This window comes from Bacillus sp. FSL K6-1338 (assembly GCF_038006965.1).
GTDB lineage: Bacteria > Bacillota > Bacilli > Bacillales > Bacillaceae_G > Bacillus_A > Bacillus_A thuringiensis_S.
Genome location: NZ_JBBOWI010000001.1, coordinates 3,719,193 through 3,738,918, shown reverse-complemented (window position 1 = coordinate 3,738,918; position 19,726 = coordinate 3,719,193). Strand labels below are relative to the sequence as shown.

The following is a 19,726-nucleotide window of genomic DNA, read 5'->3' as shown; positions in this document are numbered from 1 at the left end:
TCATGGAAACGACTGTAAGAAAACAAAAGAAAAATGTAGAAACGAAGAAACCATCAATTTACTCTTTACAAATTCATGAAATGCAAGATTGGTTAAAGGAACAAGGAGAACCGAAGTTCCGCGCTGGACAAATTTTTGACTGGCTATATAAAAAACGTGTAAAAAATTATGAGGATATGTCAAACCTTTCTAAAGGATTGCGTGATAAATTGTCGAATTCCTTTGATATTACTACTTTAAACACGTTAGTAAAACAAACGTCTTCGGATGGAACGATTAAATTCTTATTCCAATTATATGACGGGTATTCTATTGAAACGGTATTAATGCGACATGAATATGGAAATTCCATTTGTGTAACAACGCAAGTTGGTTGTCGTATTGGATGTACGTTCTGTGCTTCGACGCTTGGTGGACTAAAACGAAACCTAGAAGCTGGAGAAATCGTAGCGCAAGTAGTAGAAGTTCAGCGTGCGCTTGATGAAACAGAAGAACGTGTAAGTTCTCTTGTTGTTATGGGAATTGGAGAACCATTTGATAATTACGATAATTTAATGGGATTCTTACGCATCACTAACCATGAAAAAGGACTTCATATTGGTGCTAGACATATGACTGTTTCGACGAGTGGAATTATCCCGAAAATTTATAAGTTTGCTGAAGAAGAACTACAAATTAATTTTGCGATTTCATTGCATGCTCCAAACTCAGAATTACGTTCAAAATTAATGCCGATTAACCGTGCTTATAAATTACCGGATTTAATGGAAGCTATTAAATACTATGTAAATAGAACAGGGCGCCGTATTACTTTTGAATATGGATTATTTGGAGGAGAAAATGACCAAGTTGAGCACGCTGAAGAGCTTGCTGCGCTCTTAAAAGGTGTAAAATGTCATGTAAACTTAATCCCGGTAAACTACGTACCTGAACGTGATTATGTACGTACACCACGTGAGCAAATTTTCTTGTTCGAGAAAACGTTAAAAGATCGTGGAGTGAATGTAACGATTCGCCGTGAACAAGGTCATGATATTGACGCAGCCTGCGGTCAGTTGCGTGCGAAGGAGCGCAAAGAAGAGACGAGGTGACGAGATGAAAGCCGTATTTCTATCGGATAAAGGAAAAGTTCGTCAACATAATGAAGATAGTGCAGGAGTTTTTCACAATTTAGATGGAAATGTTTTAGCGGTAGTAGCAGATGGAATGGGAGGTCATCGAGCTGGTGATGTAGCTAGCTCGATGGCCATTCAATTATTCCATGATTATTGGAAGCAAACGCATAATATGAATGAACCGAAAAAAGTAGAACAATGGTTACATACTAGTGTTGGGATTATTAATGAGCGTATATATGAATACGCTCAGCAAAATGTAGAATGTAATGGTATGGGAACAACGCTTATAATAGCTGTTTGTACAACAAGTTTTGTGACGATAGGGCATATAGGAGATAGTCGTTGCTATATGGTATCAGAAGGAGAAATGACGCTTGTAACGGAAGATCATTCGCTTGTAAATGAGCTTGTGAGACATGGTGAAATTTCAAAGGAAGATGCAGAGTATCATCCGAAAAAGAATGTGTTATTAAGAGCGCTAGGAACAGAAGAAAAAGTTGGATTAGATGTTAAAACGTTGGTGCTTGAGGAAGATGATCAATTACTTCTTTGCTCTGATGGGTTATCAAACAAAGTTTCTATTGATGATATGCAACAAATTTTACAGTTAAATGAACAGCTTGAAGGTAAAGGGCAGCGTCTCATTCAATTGGCGAATGATCGCGGTGGAGAAGATAATATCACACTTGTTCTTATTGATTATGCGGGTTCGACAAACGAAAGTAGGTGAAGTGCAACGTGCTGATTGGAAAACGCTTAAATGACCGTTATAAGCTACTGAAAATGATTGGTGGTGGCGGAATGGCCAATGTATATTTAGCTCATGATGATATACTTGGCCGAGATGTAGCGGTAAAAATATTAAGACTCGACTACTCAAATAACGAAGAGTTTATTAAACGTTTCCATCGAGAAGCGCAGTCTGTTACAACGTTGTCGCATCCAAATATTGTGAATATGTATGATGTCGGAGAAGAAGATGGTATATATTATCTTGTCATGGAATATGTACCCGGGCAAACATTGAAGCAATACATAATTGAGCGAGGTATGTTACCTATAGGAGAAGCTCTTGATATTATGGAGCAGTTAACATCCGCCATGGCACACGCCCATCATTTTGAAATTGTGCATCGTGATATAAAGCCGCACAATATTTTAATTCGAGCTGATGGAATAATAAAAGTAACAGATTTTGGAATTGCGACAGCTACAAGTGCAACAACAATTACACATACAAATTCAGTACTGGGTTCAGTCCATTATTTATCACCAGAACAGGCACGTGGCGGGATAGCAAATAAACAATCGGATATTTATTCTCTTGGAATAGTTATGTTTGAATTGTTAACAGGAAGACAACCGTTTTCTGGCGAATCTGCTGTTGCTATAGCTTTAAAACATTTACAAAGTGAAATCCCATCACCAAAAAGATGGAATGAAAATATTCCGCAAAGTGTTGAAAATATTATATTAAAGGCAACTGCAAAAGATCCTTTCCATCGATATCAATCTGCCAATGCGATGAAGCGAGATATTGAAACTGCGCTATATCCAGAGAGGATAAATGAGCAACCATTTTACATACCAGAAGATATGGAAGCGACGAAAGCGATTCCGATTATTCAACAAGAACAATTATTTGAAAATGTAAGTGATGAAACGATTGTTTTAAAAGGGCGTAAGGTGGAAGAACCGATAAGAGCAGAAGCAGCTGAGTTAGATAAGAAGAAAAAACGGAGTAACAAGTGGCTTAAAGTTTTAATTTCAACATTTTTATTTTTAGCAATAGGAATAACATTAGCGCTTACGGTTATTCCAGGATTATTTATTCCGAAAGATGTGAAAGTGCCTGATGTGGCTGGTATGAAATACACGACAGCTGTAAATACGTTAGTAGAAAAGGGCTTTGAGGTGACGGAGCCTAATATTGTATATACAGATGATGTTGAAGTTGGGGATGTAATAAAAACGGAACCTGTAGCAGGAAGAGTCGCAAAAGAAAACGCTAAAATTACTATCTATCAATCAGGTGGAAAAAAGAAAAGTAAGATGGCGAATTTCACAGGGCAAAACTTTGAGAGTGTAAAAGCTGAGTTAGAAGAAAAATATAAACAAGTTACAGTAAATTATATTGAAAATGATAAGCCGAAAGGTGAAATTGTAGAGCAAATTCCGACGCCTGATCAAATGGTTATAGAAGCGGAGCAAGAACTGAAAATCTGGGTAAGTAAAGGTCCTTATCAAATTAGACCAGGTGACTTTTCGGGGTGGACTGAAAATAGTGTAACTGGTTATTTGAATGAGAGAAAACTAACGTCAGATATAAAACGAGAGTACTCAGATTCAGTCGAAAAAGGACTTGTAATTTCGCAATTTCCAAAACCAGGTACACCATTAAAAGAGGGAGATAAAGTAACTATTATTATCTCTGATGGTCAAAAGCCTAAAGTGACTAAAACGGTAAAAGTGGACAATATCTCTATCCCATATGAGCCTGCTGTAACAGGTGAAAAAAAGCCGCAAACAATAGAAATTTATAAAGAAGACATGCAGCAAAAAATGGATAGACCGGTTGAAACGAGAACAATTACTGAATCAGCGACTATTTCTTTAGAATTTGTAATTCAAGAAGGTTCAAAGGGACACTATAAAATTGTACGAGATGGAGTAACGATTATTGATAAAGAAGTACCATATCCAACTCAATAATAGTGAAAGTCTACTTATTATTATTGCCTGTTATGCTGTCTACAAAGTGGACGGTATAGCAGGCAAAAATATATGATTCAAAAAGCTAGTAAAGTGATGCAGCTGTAAATATTTTTTTGCATTTAATGGAAGATTTAATGTATATTAGCGAAAGTATATATGGTAGGTTTTGAAATCGTTATTTGGAAAATTTAAATCCATTCATTTTTAAATTCAGCATCACCTTATACAAAAAAAGGAGAATTCTATGCCAGAAGGAAAAATTATAAAAGCTTTAAGTGGGTTTTATTACGTGCAGCATGAAGAAGGGGTTACGCAATGTCGTGGGCGAGGTGTATTTAGAAAAAATAAAATTACACCACTTGTAGGAGACCAAGTTGTTTTTCAGGCAGATAATCCAACTGAAGGTTATGTGCTTGAAGTGTTTGATCGAAAAAATGAACTTGTTAGACCTCCTATTGCTAATGTCGATCAAGCGATCCTTGTGTTCTCTGCAGTAGAACCAGATTTTAATCCTGGACTGTTAGATCGATTTTTAGTGCTGATTGAATATCATAACATTAAGCCAATTATTTGTATTAGCAAGATGGATTTAGTAGATGAAAAGATGAAAGCAACTGTTGAAGCTTATGCGAATGATTATCGTGAGATGGGTTATGATGTTTTATTTACTTCTATTAATACGTCAGAAAGTATTGATATATTAAAACCATACTTAGAAAATTGTGTTTCTGTTGTTGCGGGTCAATCTGGTGTTGGGAAATCTTCAATGCTTAATGTGCTACGTCCAGAATTAGAGCTGAAAACAAATGATATTTCCTCCCATTTAGGACGCGGGAAGCATACGACAAGACACGTAGAATTAATTGCAATTGGGAGTGGACTAGTAGCAGATACACCGGGTTTTAGTTCACTAGATTTCATTGATATAGAAGTAGAAGATCTTACATATTGTTTTCCAGAGTTGAAAGAAGCGAGCCAATACTGTAAATTTAGAGGGTGTACACATCTTTCTGAACCGAAATGTGCTGTGAAAGCTGCGGTTGAAGAAGGGAAGATTACAGAATATCGCTATAAGAACTATAAACAATTCGTAGAAGAAATTAGAGAGAGAAAGCCGAGGTATTAGTTATGATTAAAATTGCACCATCGATTTTATCAGCAGATTTTTCAAAATTAGGGGAAGAGATTAAAGATGTAGAAAAGGGCGGAGCGGATTACATTCACGTTGACGTAATGGATGGACATTTCGTACCAAATATTACGATTGGACCATTAATTGTAGAAGCTATCCGTCCAATTACATCATTACCATTAGATGTACATTTAATGATTGAAAATCCTGATAACTATATCCCGACTTTCGCACAAGCGGGAGCGGATATTATTACTGTTCACGCAGAGGCGTGTCCACATCTGCATCGTACAATTCAGTTAATTAAATCTCACGGTATTAAAGCGGGCGTTGTATTAAATCCACATACGCCAGTTTCAGTGATTGAGCATGTATTAGAAGATATAGATATGGTATTACTTATGACAGTAAACCCTGGATTTGGTGGACAGAAGTTTATCCATTCTGTATTACCGAAAATTAAACAAGTTGCAGACATGGTGAAAGAGCGCAATCTAGAAGTAGAAATTGAAGTTGATGGTGGTGTAAATGCTGAAACAGCAAGACTTTGTGTGGAAGCAGGAGCAAATGTACTTGTAGCTGGATCAGCAGTATACAATCAAAAAGACCGCGGTGAAGCAATTCGCGTAATTCGTGGGTAGTGATGAACTTTTATCCTAGTAAGGTATTCATAGGATAGGGTAAAAATATGTAAAAAGGCAATCTACCGAATGGCAGATTGCCTTTTTACAATGGAAGGGGAAGAAAAAATGATTATTCATATTTTGGCAGGAGGACCTTCGGAATATTGCGCAGATTTTGCTCGATATGAGAATGAGGAAGTAGTGTGGGCTGCGGTTGATAGGGGAGTATACCGTCTATTAAAGAAAGGGATTACCCCGGCTGTTGCGTTTGGAGATTACGATTCAGTTACTGAAGAAGAATTAGTATGGATGGGACAGCAAACGAACGAATTACATATTGTTCCGCGGGAAAAAGATCAAACGGATTTAGAAATTGCAATCAACTGGGCATTAGGACAGAAGCCGGCACTAATTCGTATTTTTGGTGCTACCGGTGGAAGACTTGATCACGGTTTGGCAAATATACAAATGCTTTTAAAAGGGTTAGAAGTAGAGATAGAAATGTGTATTGTGGACAATAAAAATGAAATAACAGTTAAAAAAGTGGGTACACATATAATTGAAGAAAATAAAAATTTTCCTTATGTATCTTTTGTACCAGTTACTGAAATAGTGGAAGGGATTACATTGTTTGGTTTTAAGTACCCTCTTACTAATAAAACAATAGAGTGGGGATCAACACTTTGTATTAGTAACGAACTCGTTGAGGAAAAAGGTACTTTTTCATTTACTTCTGGCATATTAATGTTGATAAGAAGCACTGATTGAAGAAACAATTTTGCTCCTTACATCATATAGTGACCAAGTGGAGTAATGGGGATTAGGAGGGAAACCATGAGATTTTATACAATTAAGTTACCTAAATTTCTTGGTGGAATTGTTCGTGCAATGTTAAATACCTTCAAAAAAGATTAAAAAAGCACCTATCACCGGTGCTTTTTCCATTGTTATAGTAAAAAAAGAGCCTATCGGCTCTTTTTTTTATTATTAAACACGTTCGATTTTGCCAGATTTTAATGCTCTAGCAGAAACGTAAACACGTTGAACTTTTCCGTCGATGCGTACGCGAACTTTTTGAAGGTTAGCGCCCCACTTACGTTTTGTAGCGTTCATTGCGTGAGAACGAGAGTTACCAGAACGAGCTTTTCTTCCAGTAATAGCACAAACACGAGCCATTTATATTTCCCTCCCTTGATACCTTACCATACGTAATTTTTCAATGTTAGTCTTTTATGCGATGCTAAAAACACTACTATAATTTAACACAACTAAAAAGAGAATGCAACACCGTAGAAAAAAGAAATCAAGAAAATTTACTTGACACTATATGTCAATGAAGAAAAGTTAAAATCCATAAAAATTGCTTGACATATTATAGTGGTACATGTTGTATAATAACAATGGACTATTTTGCTCATCATAAAAAAGTGTAATTTAAAACATAAAATATGAGAGTGAAAAGAAAGAACGATGGAATTTTCTTTAAAAAGATTATATGATAGTAACTAAAGTAGTCTAGCTCACTTTCACCATTTATGAAGGGGGAAACGAGATGTCAATTGAAATTAAAACGAAGTACGGTCAAATTGATATTAGTACAGATGTAATTGCAACAATTGCTGGAGGTGCCGCGGTAGATTGCTACGGTATCGTAGGTATGGCATCAAAAAATCAGTTAAAAGATGGATTAACAGACATTTTACGAAAAGAAAACTTCACTAGAGGTGTTATTGTTCGTAAAGATGAAGATGAAGTACATATTGATATGTATATTATTGTGAGCTATGGTACGAAAATTTCAGAAGTGGCACATAATGTGCAGACGAAAGTGAAATATACACTAGATCAAACTGTAGGACTAGCAGTAGATTCTGTAAACATCTACGTACAAGGAGTTAAAGTAATAAACTTGTAATGTGCATTAAGGAGGAAAATCTGTGTCAATTCAAAAAATTGATGGAAAACGTTTATCACAAATGATCATGCAAGGAGCGAATAATTTAACAAATAATGTTCAGCTTGTTGATGCATTAAACGTATTTCCAGTTCCAGATGGCGATACCGGTACAAACATGAACTTATCTATGACTTCAGGTGCGCGTGAAGTGAAAGCAAATCCTTCACAGCATGCTGGTAAAGTCGGCGTAAGTTTAGCCAAAGGATTATTAATGGGAGCTCGTGGTAACTCTGGAGTTATTCTATCTCAGTTGTTCCGTGGTTTCTCTAAATCCATTGAACAAAAAGAAGAATTAACAACAGTTGATTTTGCTGCAGCACTAGAAGCTGGAGTAGAGGCGGCTTATAAAGCGGTTATGAAACCGATTGAAGGAACGATTTTAACGGTTGCAAGAGAAACGGGTAAATATGCAGTAACAGTTGCGAAAAAACAGCGCGACTTTGTTTTGTTTATGGAAGACGTTGTGAAAGAAGCAAACGCATCGTTAAATCGTACGCCAGATTTATTACCTGTATTAAAACAAGTTGGCGTTGTAGATAGCGGTGGTAAAGGTCTTGTAGTGGTATACGAAGGATTTTTAGCTGACTTAAAAGGAGAAACGATTTCTTCTGATGCACCGACGCAAACATCTATGAATGAGATGGTACGCGCAGAACATCACCGTAGTGTACAAAGCCAATTGAGTACAGAAGATATTAAGTATGGATATTGTACGGAGTTCATGGTGAAATTAGAGGCTGAAAAGGTGAAAGAGCATAATTTCTCTGAACAAAAATTCCGTGAAGATATTAGTGTATATGGTGATTCTCTACTAGTTGTGTCTGATGATGAAATTGTAAAAGTTCATATCCACGCAGAACATCCTGGAGACGCTATGAACTACGGGCAAAAATACGGTAGTTTAATTAAGATTAAAGTAGAAAATATGCGTGAACAGCATACTGCTTTATTAGATGAACCTGCTATGGTTCCTGAACAACCAGCTCAATCGAAAGAAAAACAACCATATGGTATCGTAACTGTGGCAATGGGGTCTGGTATTAAAACTTTATTTGAGAGCATCGGCGCAACGAAAGTTATCGAAGGTGGTCAAACGATGAATCCAAGTACGGAGGATATCGTGAAGGCAATTGAAGAAGCAAATGCTGAAAAAATCATTATTTTACCGAATAACGGAAATATTGTAATGGCAGCAGAACAAGCGGCATCAGTTGTAGATCAAGAAGTTATTGTTGTTCGTTCGAAAACAGTTCCTCAAGGTATGGCAGCAATGTTAGCATTTAACCCAGTTGGAACGTTAGAAGAGAATGAAGAAAACATGCAAGAAGCTTTATCTCATGTGAAAACAGGTCAAATTACGTATGCTGTACGTGATACGGAAATTGATGGTGTAGCAATTCAAAAAGATGACTTCATGTGTATTGCAGATGGAAAAATTGTATCTACAAATGCTGAAAAAGTAGGAGCTGCGAAGCAATTACTAGAAGCGCTTATTGATGAAGATTCTGAAATCGTAACGATTCTACAAGGTGAAGATGCAACTGACGAAGAAGTAGCGGAGTTAGTTGAATTTGTAGAAGAGAAATTTGAAGATGCAGAAGTAGAAGTGCATGCTGGAAACCAACCAGTGTATTCTTTCATCTTCTCTGTAGAATAAGATAAGATTCGTTTTGAAAATAAATGGATTACTTACTTGCTAATGGATAAGGAGTAGTAATATGAAGTTTATTACTAGTTTTTATTCAAAAGGCTAGCATATTGAAGAGAGAAAAGAGCCTTGCTGCTAATAGTGAGGCTCTTTTTTACTTGTTTTATATAAGGGATTTGAGTAGTTTCTCTTAGAATGCCTATGATAGAATATATAAGGTGAAAGAGAGCGATTACAGATGCTAATTGGTACTCAAATAAAATGCAATAAAGAAAATAATGTGACGGGGTGTGAGAATCTTGAATGATGTTGTACAAGTTCCTGTTACGGATGTAAAGGGGATCGGAGGAGAAACATCTGAGTTACTACATGAGATGGGGATTTATACAGTTTCTCATCTATTAGAACATTTTCCGTACCGTTATGAAGATTATGCGATGAAAGATCTTGCTGAAGTAAAGCATGATGAACGTGTAACGGTTGAAGGGAAGGTTCATAGTGCTCCTTTGCTGCAATATTATGGTAAGAAGAAATCGCGTCTAACAGTTCGTGTTCTCGTCGGTCGTTATTTAATTACGGCGGTATGTTTTAATAGGCCTTACTATAAGCAAAAATTAACGTTAGATGAAACGGTAACGATTACTGGTAAATGGGATCAACATCGTCAAACAATTGCTGTATCAGAACTTCATTTTGGGCCAGTTGTACGTCAACAAGAAGTGGAGCCAGTTTACTCAGTAAAGGGGAAACTTACAGTAAAACAGATGCGTCGTTTTATTGCTCAAGCGTTAAAGGAATATGGAGATTCTATAGTCGAAGTGTTACCGGATGGTTTGTTAGGCCGGTATAAATTATTACCAAGATATGAAGCACTTAAGGCTTTGCATTTTCCGGTAGGACAGGAGGATTTAAAGCAAGCGCGTCGCCGTTTTGTATATGAGGAATTTTTCTTATTTCAGCTGAAAATGCAAACGCTGAGGAAAATGGAGAGGGAAAATTCAAAAGGGACGAAGAAAGAGATTCCGTCAGTAGAATTACAAGAATTTATCGATGCACTGCCGTTTCCGTTAACGGGTGCGCAGCGCCGAGTTGTAGATGAAATTTTAAAAGATATGACATCTCCTTATCGGATGAACCGACTATTACAAGGTGACGTTGGTTCTGGGAAAACAGTTGTTGCTGCGATTGGCCTTTATGCATCGAAATTAGCTCATTATCAAGGTGCTTTAATGGTTCCTACAGAAATTTTAGCTGAGCAACATTATCAGTCGCTTGCTGAAACGTTTTCGCATTTTGGTATGAAGGTGGAACTGCTAACAAGTTCTGTTAAAGGTGCGAGACGACGAGACATTTTAGCGAAGTTAGAACAAGGAGAAATAGATATTCTTGTTGGAACGCACGCTTTAATTCAAGATGAAGTTATATTTCATAGGTTGGGTCTCGTTATTACGGATGAACAGCATCGATTTGGTGTAGCGCAGCGCCGAGTTTTACGGGAGAAAGGTGAAAGTCCAGATGTATTATTTATGACAGCGACACCAATTCCGCGTACGCTTGCAATTACTGCATTTGGAGAGATGGATGTTTCAATAATCGATGAGATGCCAGCAGGGAGAAAGGTGATTGAAACATACTGGGCAAAACATGATATGTTAGATCGCGTCCTCGGTTTTGTTGAGAAGGAGATAAAAAAAGGAAGACAGGCATACGTTATTTGTCCTCTAATTGAAGAATCTGAGAAACTTGATGTGCAAAATGCTATCGACTTACATAGTATGCTGACGCATCATTACCAAGGGAAATGCCAAGTTGGATTGATGCATGGGAGATTATCGTCTCAGGAAAAAGAAGAGATAATGGGACAGTTTAGTGAAAATAAAGTGCAAATTCTTGTATCGACAACAGTTGTTGAGGTTGGTGTGAACGTACCGAATGCGACTGTGATGGTTATTTATGATGCAGAACGTTTCGGTTTATCGCAGCTTCATCAGCTTAGAGGGCGTGTCGGGCGTGGTAGTGAACAATCATATTGTTTATTAATAGCAGACCCTAAATCAGAAACAGGAAAAGAAAGAATGCGCATAATGACTGAAACAAATGATGGATTTGTATTGTCAGAAAAAGATTTAGAATTACGAGGTCCTGGAGATTTCTTTGGGAGTAAGCAAAGTGGCTTACCGGAATTTAAGGTTGCTGACATGGTACACGATTATCGAGCGTTAGAAACAGCAAGGCAAGATGCGGCGATACTAGTAGAGTCAGAAGCATTTTGGCACAATGATCAATACGCTGCCTTGCGTACGTATCTTGATGGGACAGGTGTGTTCCAAGGAGAGAAGCTCGATTAAAGGGAGTCAACAAAAAAATTGTTGCATTCTACTTTCAATGATTATATACTACTGTTAGTACCTAGTCATAAAAATGGATGGTGCGGTATGAAGAAAAGAAGAAGTAAAAAAGAAAGACAAGAATTATTACAACAAACAATCGAATCAAATCCTTTTATTACGGATGAAGATTTAGCGGAAAAATTTCAAGTGAGTATACAAACAGTACGACTGGATCGTATGGAATTGTCTATTCCTGAATTAAGAGAGAGAATTAAACATGTAGCTACAAAGCAACATGAAGAAGATGTGAAATCTTTACCGTTAGAAGAGGTTGTCGGAGAAATTATTGATATTGAATTAGATAGACATGCAATCTCTATCTTTGAAGTAAAGGTAGAACATGTATTTAAAAGAAATCAAATTGCCCGTGGGCATCATCTGTTTGCGCAAGCAAACTCACTAGCTGTTGCGGTTATTGATGAAGAATTAGCTTTAACTGCAAAGTCTACCATTCGATATATTCGCCCTGTAAAATTAGGAGAGCGTGTTGTTGCAAAAGCGCGTGTTGAAGACGTAGAGAATGATAAGGGACGGACGGTTGTCAAAGTGCGTAGCTTCGTTGGAGAAGAACTTGTTTTTACAGGCACTTTTGAAATGTATCGATCTAGTAATTATAGTGAGGAAGGTAACAACTTATGAAAATCGCAATAGATGCAATGGGCGGAGATCACGCTCCGAAGGCTGTAGTATTAGGGGCAATGAAAGCTATTAAGGAATATTCTGATTTACATATTACGTTAGTAGGGAAAGAAGAGGAAATTCGTCAATACTTAACGAGTGATGAACGAATTACTATTCTTCATACAGACGAAAAAATAGAATCGACGGAAGAACCAGTAAGAGCGGTTCGTCGAAAAAAACAAGCTTCAATGGTACTTGCGGCACAGCAAGTAAAGGATGGAGAAGCAGACGCTTGTATATCCGCAGGTAGCACAGGAGCTTTAATGGCAGCTGGATTATTTGTTGTCGGTCGTATGGAAGGAATTGAGCGACCAGCTTTATCGCCTACAATGCCAACTGTAGATGGAAAAGGTTTTGTTATGTTAGATGTTGGAGCAAATGTTGATGCAAAACCAATTCATTTATATCAATATGCAGTAATGGGATCTGTTTATGCTGAGAAGGTAAGAGGAATTGAAAATCCTCGTGTTGGACTATTAAACGTTGGAACAGAGGATGGAAAAGGAAACGAGCTTTCAAAGCAAGTATTTGCAATGCTTAAGGATGCGCCAATTAATTTCGTTGGGAACGTTGAATCGAGAGATTTATTGCAAGGTGTAGCAGATGTTGTTGTATGTGATGGTTTTACAGGGAATGTAGCGTTGAAATCATTAGAAGGAACAGCACTTGCGCTATTCTCTATGTTGAAAGAACAACTAATGAGTTCGTTTACGAGCAAATTAGCAGCGGCGGTATTAAAGCCAAAACTTATGGTATTAAAAGATAAAATGGATTATTCGGAGTATGGGGGAGCTGCATTATTTGGATTGAAAGCACCTGTCATTAAGGCTCACGGTTCTTCTAATGACCAGTCGATATTTAGTGCGATTCGTCAAACGAGAGAAATGGTAGCGAAAGAAGTAATTCCTACAATTTCAAGCGTAATGGAGAAAGAGTCACTCCAATAAGAGGAGGATTTGAAATGGGAAAAATAGCATTTCTTTTTCCGGGCCAAGGTTCACAGGCAGTTGGAATGGGTAAACAATTAGCAGAGAATAATAAAGAGGTTGCAAAAGTGTTTGCAAAAGCAGATGAGGTGTTACAAGATTCACTTTCAGAAGTGATTTTTGAAGGACCGCAGGAAAAGCTTACATTAACAACAAATGCTCAGCCTGCATTATTAACAACGAGTTTTGCTATTTTGACAGCTTTGAAAGAGTATGACATTACACCTAACTTTGTCGCTGGTCATAGTTTAGGTGAATATAGCGCTCTTGTAGCAGCTGGTGCATTAACTTTTGAAGATGCTGTATATGCTGTAAGGAAACGTGGCGAATATATGGAAGAAGCTGTTCCAGACGGGGAAGGTGCGATGGCAGCTATATTAGGTGCTGACCTAGATATGCTGAAACAAGTTACAGAAGAAGTAACAAGTGAAGGATATGCAGTGCAAATCGCTAATATGAATAGTACGAAGCAAATTGTGATTTCTGGAACGAAGCAAGGTGTAGAGGTTGCTTCTCAAAGAGCGAAAGAAAATGGTGCAAAGAGAGCAATTCCACTAAAAGTAAGTGGGCCTTTCCATTCTTCACTTATGAAGCCGGCAGCTGAGAAGTTCCAAAGTGTTTTAAATGAAATTACAATTCATGACACGAATATTCCTGTTATTGCAAATGTTACAGCGGATGTTATTACACGTGGTGCAGACATTCAAGAAAAGTTAATCGAACAGCTTTATTCGCCTGTATTATGGTACCCGTCTATTGAATGTATGGTGCAGCAGGGAGTAGATACATTTATTGAAATTGGACCTGGAAAAGTACTTGCTGGACTTATGAAGTCGATTGATTCATCAGTGAAAGCATATGCGATATATGATGAAGAGACATTAAAAGATACCATTTCAAATTTGAGAGGAGAAAACTGATGTTAAAAGGGAAGGTAGCATTAGTAACTGGCGCTTCACGTGGAATTGGTCGCGCGATTGCGATCGATTTAGCGAAACAAGGGGCAAATGTAGTAGTGAATTATGCAGGTAATGAACAAAAAGCAAATGAAGTAGTAGATGAAATTAAGAAATTAGGTTCTGATGCAATTGCGGTAAGAGCAGATGTTGCAAATGCTGATGATGTTACAAATATGGTGAAACAAACAGTAGATACATTTGGACAAGTTGATATTCTTGTAAATAATGCTGGTGTAACAAAAGATAATTTATTAATGCGTATGAAAGAAGAAGAATGGGATACAGTTATTAATACAAACTTAAAAGGTGTATTCTTATGTACAAAAGCAGTATCTCGCTATATGATGCGTCAACGTCACGGTAGAATTATAAATATCGCTTCGGTTGTTGGTGTTATAGGAAACCCAGGGCAAGCTAATTATGTTGCTGCTAAAGCGGGTGTTATTGGATTAACAAAAACATCTGCAAAAGAGTTAGCAAGTCGAAATATTACAGTGAATGCAATTGCGCCGGGCTTTATTGCGACTGATATGACAGATGTACTAGATGAGAATATTAAAGCAGAAATGTTAAAAGTTATTCCAGCTGCTCAATTTGGTGAAGCGCAAGATATCGCGAATGCTGTAACGTTTTTTGCTTCTGATCAAAGCAAATATGTTACAGGTCAAACGTTAAATGTTGATGGCGGTATGGTAATGTAATAAAAGAATCGATTTCACCTAGTTTTTTTGGTCAATATTTAATATAATATTTGAGGGGAGGTGAATGGAATGGCAGATGTTTTAGAGCGCGTAACAAAAATCATCGTTGATCGTTTAGGAGTAGAAGAGACTGAGGTAGTACCAGCTGCAAGCTTCAAGGAAGATTTAGGAGCAGACTCCCTAGATGTAGTAGAACTTGTAATGCAATTAGAAGATGAATTCGAAATGGAAATTTCTGATGAAGATGCTGAAAAGATTGCTACTGTTGGCGATGCTGTGACTTACATAGAGAGTCATCTATAATGCTTAAGTGAAGTCCCGTTTTTTAGCGGGGCTTTCTGGCTTATATCTGGAGGGACCTATGCCGTACCGAAAATATAGAGAAAAAAAATACGAAACAAAATATCGTGAAGCATTTAAAGTGTTTCAAGAAAAGATAGGTATTACGTTTACAGATGAAAAATTATTGATTCAAGCATTTACGCATTCATCGTATGTGAATGAGCATCGAAAAAAACCGCATGAAGATAACGAGCGTCTTGAATTTCTTGGAGATGCAGTATTGGAACTTACTGTATCGCAGTATCTGTTTCAAAAATATCCGACAATGAGCGAAGGAGAGTTAACAAAACTACGTGCAGCTATTGTATGTGAGCCATCTCTTGTTCGTTTTGCGAACGAATTGTCATTTGGTAGCCTTGTTTTATTAGGAAAAGGTGAAGAAATGACAGGTGGACGTGAACGACCGGCTTTATTAGCGGATGTCTTTGAAGCGTTTATTGGTGCCCTTTATCTTGATCAAGGGTTAGAAACAGTTTGGGAATTCTTAAAAGAAATTGTATATCCGAAAATTAATGAGGGTGCTTTTTCTCATGTGATGGATTATAAGAGTCAGTTACAAGAATTGATTCAGCGTGATGGTAGTGGCAATGTTGAGTATCAAATTTTGCAAGAAAAAGGACCAGCTCACAATCGAGAATTTGTGTCACGTGTTACGTTAAATAACGTAGCTTTAGGTCTTGGTAGTGGTAAGTCGAAAAAAGAAGCAGAGCAACAAGCTGCTGCAGAAGCATTGAAAAAATTAAAAGAACAACTATAAGGAATCCCCCTTTGAATGAGGGGGATTCCTTATGCATAGAATGAAACTTTCTTTTTGTTTGTGAATAAAAGGAAGGGAAATCCGTATGATAGCTCGTTTTTGTATAGATAACAGTTATAGCAACGGAGAATAGGAGGAAGGCCTTTCGTGTTTTTAAAAAGATTAGAAATAGCAGGATTTAAGTCTTTTGCTGAGCGTGTATCTGTTGATTTTGTCCCAGGTGTAACTTCTGTAGTAGGCCCTAATGGAAGCGGGAAAAGTAATATTACTGATGCGATTCGCTGGGTACTTGGTGAACAATCTGCAAAATCATTACGTGGTGCAAAGATGGAGGATATTATTTTTGCAGGCAGTGATACGAGGAGAGCGGTTAATGTTGCTGAAGTAACAATAACTTTAAATAATGAAGATCAACGTTTACCAATTGAATACAATGAGGTGTGTGTAACACGTCGTGTATCTCGTTCAGGTGATAGTGATTTTTATATTAATAAACAATCATGTAGATTGAAAGATATTATCGATTTATTTATGGACTCTGGTATGGGAAGAGAAGCTTTTTCAATTATTAGCCAGGGGAAAGTGGAAGAGATTTTAAGTAGTAAGTCAGAAGAGCGTCGAGGTGTATTTGAAGAAGCGGCAGGCGTACTGAAATACAAACTTCGCAAAAAGAAAGCTGAAGGGAAGTTAGCAGAAACACAAGAAAACTTAAATCGTGTACAAGATATAATTCATGAATTAAGTAGTCAAGTAGAACCTTTAGAAAGACAAGCTTCTATTGCGAAAGATTATCTTGAGAATAAAGAAGAATTAGAGAAAGTAGAAGCTGCGCTTATTGTACATGAAATTGAAGAATTGCATGAGAAATGGGAAGCGCTTCGAAATCAGTTTGGGCATAATAAAGACGAAGAAGCTAAAATGTCAACGGATTTACAAAAAAGTGAAGAAGAGCTTGAGGAATTACGAGGACAATTACAAGCGGTAGATGAGTCTGTAGATTCGTTGCAAGAAGTACTTCTTCTTTCTAGTAAAGAGCTAGAAAAACTAGAAGGACAGCGCGAGTTGTTAAAAGAGAGAAAGCAAAATGCTACGACGCATTGTGCGCAACTTGAGCAGTTAATTGTTGAATTAACAGAGAAAGCTAAAAGTTACGATGGTGAAATTGCGTCAAGTACAGAAGCTTTAATGCAATTTGTGAATGAAGTAAAAGAGTTAGAGCAAAAATTGCATGATAATGAGCAACTACTTGCTACTTTTGCTGACAATTTAGAGGAACAGATTGAGAATTTAAAAGGTGACTATATTGAACTTTTAAATCAACAAGCTAGTCATCGCAATGAATTATCTATGATTGAAGAACAATCTAAACAGCAAACGTCTAAAAACGAGCGGCTGGATGAAGAGAATGCGAAATATGTAGAAATGCGTATGGAAATTACAGCGAAAAAGACGAAACTTGTAGAAAATTACGAACAAGTGAAAGAAAAAGTAGCTGGCATCCTCTCAAACATACAGAAGACAGAGGCGGCGCTCGGGAAATGTAAGACGCAGTATAGTGAAAATGAAACAAAACTGTATCAAGCATATCAATTTGTGCAACAGGCACGTTCTCGAAAAGAAATGCTTGAAGAGATGCAAGAAGATTATTCTGGCTTCTATCAAGGTGTACGTGAAGTATTGAAAGCTAGAGAAAATAGGTTGCAAGGTATCGAGGGTGCTGTTGCGGAACTGTTAACGGTACCTAAAGAATACGAAGTTGCAATGGAAATCGCTCTAGGTGCAGCGATGCAGCACATTGTTGTACAAACAGAGGAACATGCTCGTAATGCAATTGCATTTTTAAAGCAAAATAAACATGGGCGTGCAACGTTTTTACCGCAAGCTGTTATTAAAAGTAGGTCGTTATCATTTGAGCAATTACGCATTGTAAATCAACACCCATCGTTTGTAGGTGTGGCGGCAGAACTTGTGCAGTACAATAATAAATATGAAAATGTAGTTTCAAATTTATTAGGTACTGTTATTGTTGCGAAAGATTTACGCGGAGCAAATGAGTTGGCGAAACAACTGCAATACCGTTATCGCATTGTAACAATCGAAGGGGACGTAGTGAATCCTGGCGGTTCTATGACTGGTGGAGCGGTAAAACAAGCGAAATCTTCTTTATTAGGACGCCAACGTGAACTGGAAGAGTGGACTCGCAAGTTAACTGATATGGAAGAAAAAACAACGAAGTTAGAAAACTTTGTTAAAGCAGTAAAACAAGAGATTCAAGAAAAAGAAGTGAAAATACGCGAACTAAGGCAAACTGTAGAAGCAGAGCGTGTAGATGAGCAGAAATTAAGAGAAGAGATTAATCGTTTAGAATTAGAAGAACATCGTATTAATGACCGCTTGTCTATTTATGATTTAGAGATTGAAGGTTTTTTACAAGATCGAGTAAAAACACAAGGGCGTAAAGAGGCGTTAGAAGGGATTTTAACGAATCTTCAAGCTGATATCACAGAGTTAGATAGTAAAATTGTAGCTTTAACAAAACAAAAAAGTGAGCAACATTCTTCAAAAGAAAAAGTTCAAAAAGAAATGACTGAGTTAAAAGTGCTGGTAGCTGAAAAGCAACAACGCTTATCTAATCAAAAAGAAAAAGTTGAACGATTTACGAAGGAAAAAGAAGAAACGGATGCGACACTTGTAAAAACGAAAGAGGATTTAGCTTTCTTAAAACAAGAAATGACATCTAATTCAAGTGGTGAAGAGCAAATTACGAATATGATTGAGAAGAAAGCGTATGATCGTAATCAAACTTCAGAATTAATTCGCTCTCGTCGCGAACAACGTGTCTCGTTGCAAGAGAGAGTAGAACATTTAGAGCGTAATTTGAAAGAAACGACAGGTAAACATAAATATATTATTGAAATGTTGAAAGATCAAGAAGTGAAAATAAACCGACTTGATGTAGAGTTGGAAAATAGATTACAACATTTACGTGAAACATATACGATTTCATTTGAAGCGGCAAAACTAAAATATACAATGACAATGCCTGCAGAAGATGCGCGTAAGAAAGTAAAATTAATCAAATTATCCATAGAAGAGTTAGGTACAGTGAACCTAGGGGCAATTGATGAATATGAACGCGTAGCGGAGCGTCATACATTTTTACTAGAGCAGAGAGACGACCTAGAAGAAGCGAAAACGACATTGCACCAGCTTATTACCGAAATGGATGAAGAAATGAAAAAACGCTTTTTTACTACGTTTGAAGGCATTAGAATGGAGTTTCAATCGGTATTCTCTGAGTTATTTGGAGGCGGAAGAGCGGATTTAGTAATGACTAATCCAGAGGATTTACTAAATACGGGTATTGATATTGTAGCACAACCGCCAGGGAAGAAATTGCAGAACTTAGGTTTACTTTCAGGTGGAGAGCGTGCTTTAACGGCAATTGCGCTTTTATTTGGTATTTTAAAAGTGCGCCCAGTACCGTTCTGTGTACTAGATGAGGTAGAGGCCGCCCTTGATGAAGCGAATGTAGCTCGTTTTGCACAGTATTTAAAGAAATTTAGTGATGAGACGCAGTTTATTGTAATTACACATAGAAAAGGTACAATGGAAGAGTCTGATGTGTTGTACGGTGTAACAATGCAAGAATCAGGGGTATCTAAACTTGTTTCGGTTCGTTTAGATGCCGGAGAAGAACTTATTGCAAGTGAATAG

18 protein-coding genes are annotated in these 19,726 nt (G+C 37.2%); 17 read left to right on the top strand and 1 reads right to left on the bottom strand.

Going from position 1 to position 19,726, the window contains the following annotated elements; genetic code table 11:
- Positions 1-2 precede the first annotated feature (2 nt).
- From rlmN to spoVM, 7 genes are all read left to right on the top strand, one after another.
- Entirely contained in the window at positions 3-1,091 is a 1,089-nt protein-coding gene (gene rlmN, locus NZ044_RS18995) for a 23S rRNA (adenine(2503)-C(2))-methyltransferase RlmN (protein WP_000450548.1), read from the top strand.
- Positions 1,092-1,095: 4 nt separating this feature from the next.
- Positions 1,096-1,848, top strand: a complete 753-nt coding sequence (locus NZ044_RS18990) for a Stp1/IreP family PP2C-type Ser/Thr phosphatase (protein WP_000648709.1) — start codon at positions 1,096-1,098, stop codon at positions 1,846-1,848.
- A gap of 8 nt (positions 1,849-1,856) precedes the next feature.
- Positions 1,857-3,830, top strand: a complete 1,974-nt coding sequence (pknB, locus tag NZ044_RS18985; RefSeq protein WP_340949936.1) for a Stk1 family PASTA domain-containing Ser/Thr kinase — start codon at positions 1,857-1,859, stop codon at positions 3,828-3,830.
- Between the two features lie 247 nt (positions 3,831-4,077).
- Positions 4,078-4,959 carry a ribosome small subunit-dependent GTPase A gene (gene rsgA / locus NZ044_RS18980; RefSeq protein ID WP_001113932.1) on the top strand — a complete coding sequence of 294 codons (882 nt, stop codon included), beginning with the start codon at positions 4,078-4,080 and terminating at the stop codon, positions 4,957-4,959.
- Between the two features lie 2 nt (positions 4,960-4,961).
- Complete coding sequence (rpe, locus tag NZ044_RS18975) at positions 4,962-5,606, top strand: ribulose-phosphate 3-epimerase (RefSeq protein ID WP_000589970.1); 645 nt, start codon at positions 4,962-4,964, stop codon at positions 5,604-5,606.
- A 69-nt stretch (positions 5,607-5,675) separates the two neighbouring features.
- Entirely contained in the window at positions 5,676-6,356 is a 681-nt protein-coding gene (locus NZ044_RS18970; protein WP_000752665.1) for a thiamine diphosphokinase, read from the top strand.
- A 66-nt stretch (positions 6,357-6,422) separates the two neighbouring features.
- Positions 6,423-6,503 (top strand): stage V sporulation protein SpoVM, encoded by an 81-nt coding sequence (spoVM, locus tag NZ044_RS18965; RefSeq protein ID WP_001213599.1) that lies wholly within the window; start codon positions 6,423-6,425, stop codon positions 6,501-6,503.
- A gap of 72 nt (positions 6,504-6,575) precedes the next feature.
- On the opposite strand, the gene rpmB is transcribed toward spoVM, so the two are convergent.
- A complete protein-coding gene (rpmB, locus tag NZ044_RS18960; RefSeq protein WP_000124776.1) occupies positions 6,576-6,764 on the bottom strand; it encodes a 50S ribosomal protein L28 in 189 nt (62 codons plus the stop codon).
- A gap of 376 nt (positions 6,765-7,140) precedes the next feature.
- Between rpmB and NZ044_RS18955 the strand changes: the two genes are divergently transcribed.
- The 10 genes from NZ044_RS18955 (at position 7,141) to smc (ending at position 19,726) form a co-directional block, all read left to right on the top strand.
- A complete protein-coding gene (locus tag NZ044_RS18955; protein ID WP_000021109.1) occupies positions 7,141-7,503 on the top strand; it encodes an Asp23/Gls24 family envelope stress response protein in 363 nt (120 codons plus the stop codon).
- 22 nt (positions 7,504-7,525) lie between these two features.
- A complete protein-coding gene (locus tag NZ044_RS18950) occupies positions 7,526-9,202 on the top strand; it encodes a DAK2 domain-containing protein (RefSeq protein WP_000027131.1) in 1,677 nt (558 codons plus the stop codon).
- A 290-nt stretch (positions 9,203-9,492) separates the two neighbouring features.
- A complete protein-coding gene (gene recG / locus NZ044_RS18945) occupies positions 9,493-11,541 on the top strand; it encodes an ATP-dependent DNA helicase RecG (protein ID WP_001000822.1) in 2,049 nt (682 codons plus the stop codon).
- 87 nt (positions 11,542-11,628) lie between these two features.
- On the top strand, positions 11,629-12,222 hold the full coding sequence (gene fapR / locus NZ044_RS18940) for a transcription factor FapR (protein ID WP_000747349.1): 594 nt from the start codon (positions 11,629-11,631) through the stop codon (positions 12,220-12,222).
- The gene (gene plsX, locus NZ044_RS18935) at positions 12,219-13,211 is read left to right on the top strand and encodes a phosphate acyltransferase PlsX (RefSeq protein ID WP_000684100.1); all 993 of its coding nucleotides are present in this window, start codon (positions 12,219-12,221) and stop codon (positions 13,209-13,211) included. The genes fapR and plsX overlap by 4 nt, the downstream gene beginning before the upstream one ends.
- Before the next feature lie 14 nt (positions 13,212-13,225).
- Positions 13,226-14,170 (top strand): ACP S-malonyltransferase, encoded by a 945-nt coding sequence (gene fabD, locus NZ044_RS18930; RefSeq protein WP_000515908.1) that lies wholly within the window; start codon positions 13,226-13,228, stop codon positions 14,168-14,170.
- The gene (gene fabG, locus NZ044_RS18925; RefSeq protein WP_000911774.1) at positions 14,170-14,910 is read left to right on the top strand and encodes a 3-oxoacyl-[acyl-carrier-protein] reductase; all 741 of its coding nucleotides are present in this window, start codon (positions 14,170-14,172) and stop codon (positions 14,908-14,910) included. Before fabD ends, fabG begins: the two co-directional genes overlap by 1 nt.
- A gap of 69 nt (positions 14,911-14,979) precedes the next feature.
- Positions 14,980-15,213, top strand: coding sequence for an acyl carrier protein (gene acpP / locus NZ044_RS18920; protein ID WP_000786062.1), 234 nt, complete (start codon positions 14,980-14,982; stop codon positions 15,211-15,213).
- A gap of 58 nt (positions 15,214-15,271) precedes the next feature.
- Positions 15,272-16,009, top strand: coding sequence for a ribonuclease III (gene rncS, locus NZ044_RS18915; protein ID WP_001146875.1), 738 nt, complete (start codon positions 15,272-15,274; stop codon positions 16,007-16,009).
- 147 nt (positions 16,010-16,156) lie between these two features.
- Positions 16,157-19,726 (top strand): chromosome segregation protein SMC, encoded by a 3,570-nt coding sequence (gene smc, locus NZ044_RS18910; RefSeq protein ID WP_081143607.1) that lies wholly within the window; start codon positions 16,157-16,159, stop codon positions 19,724-19,726.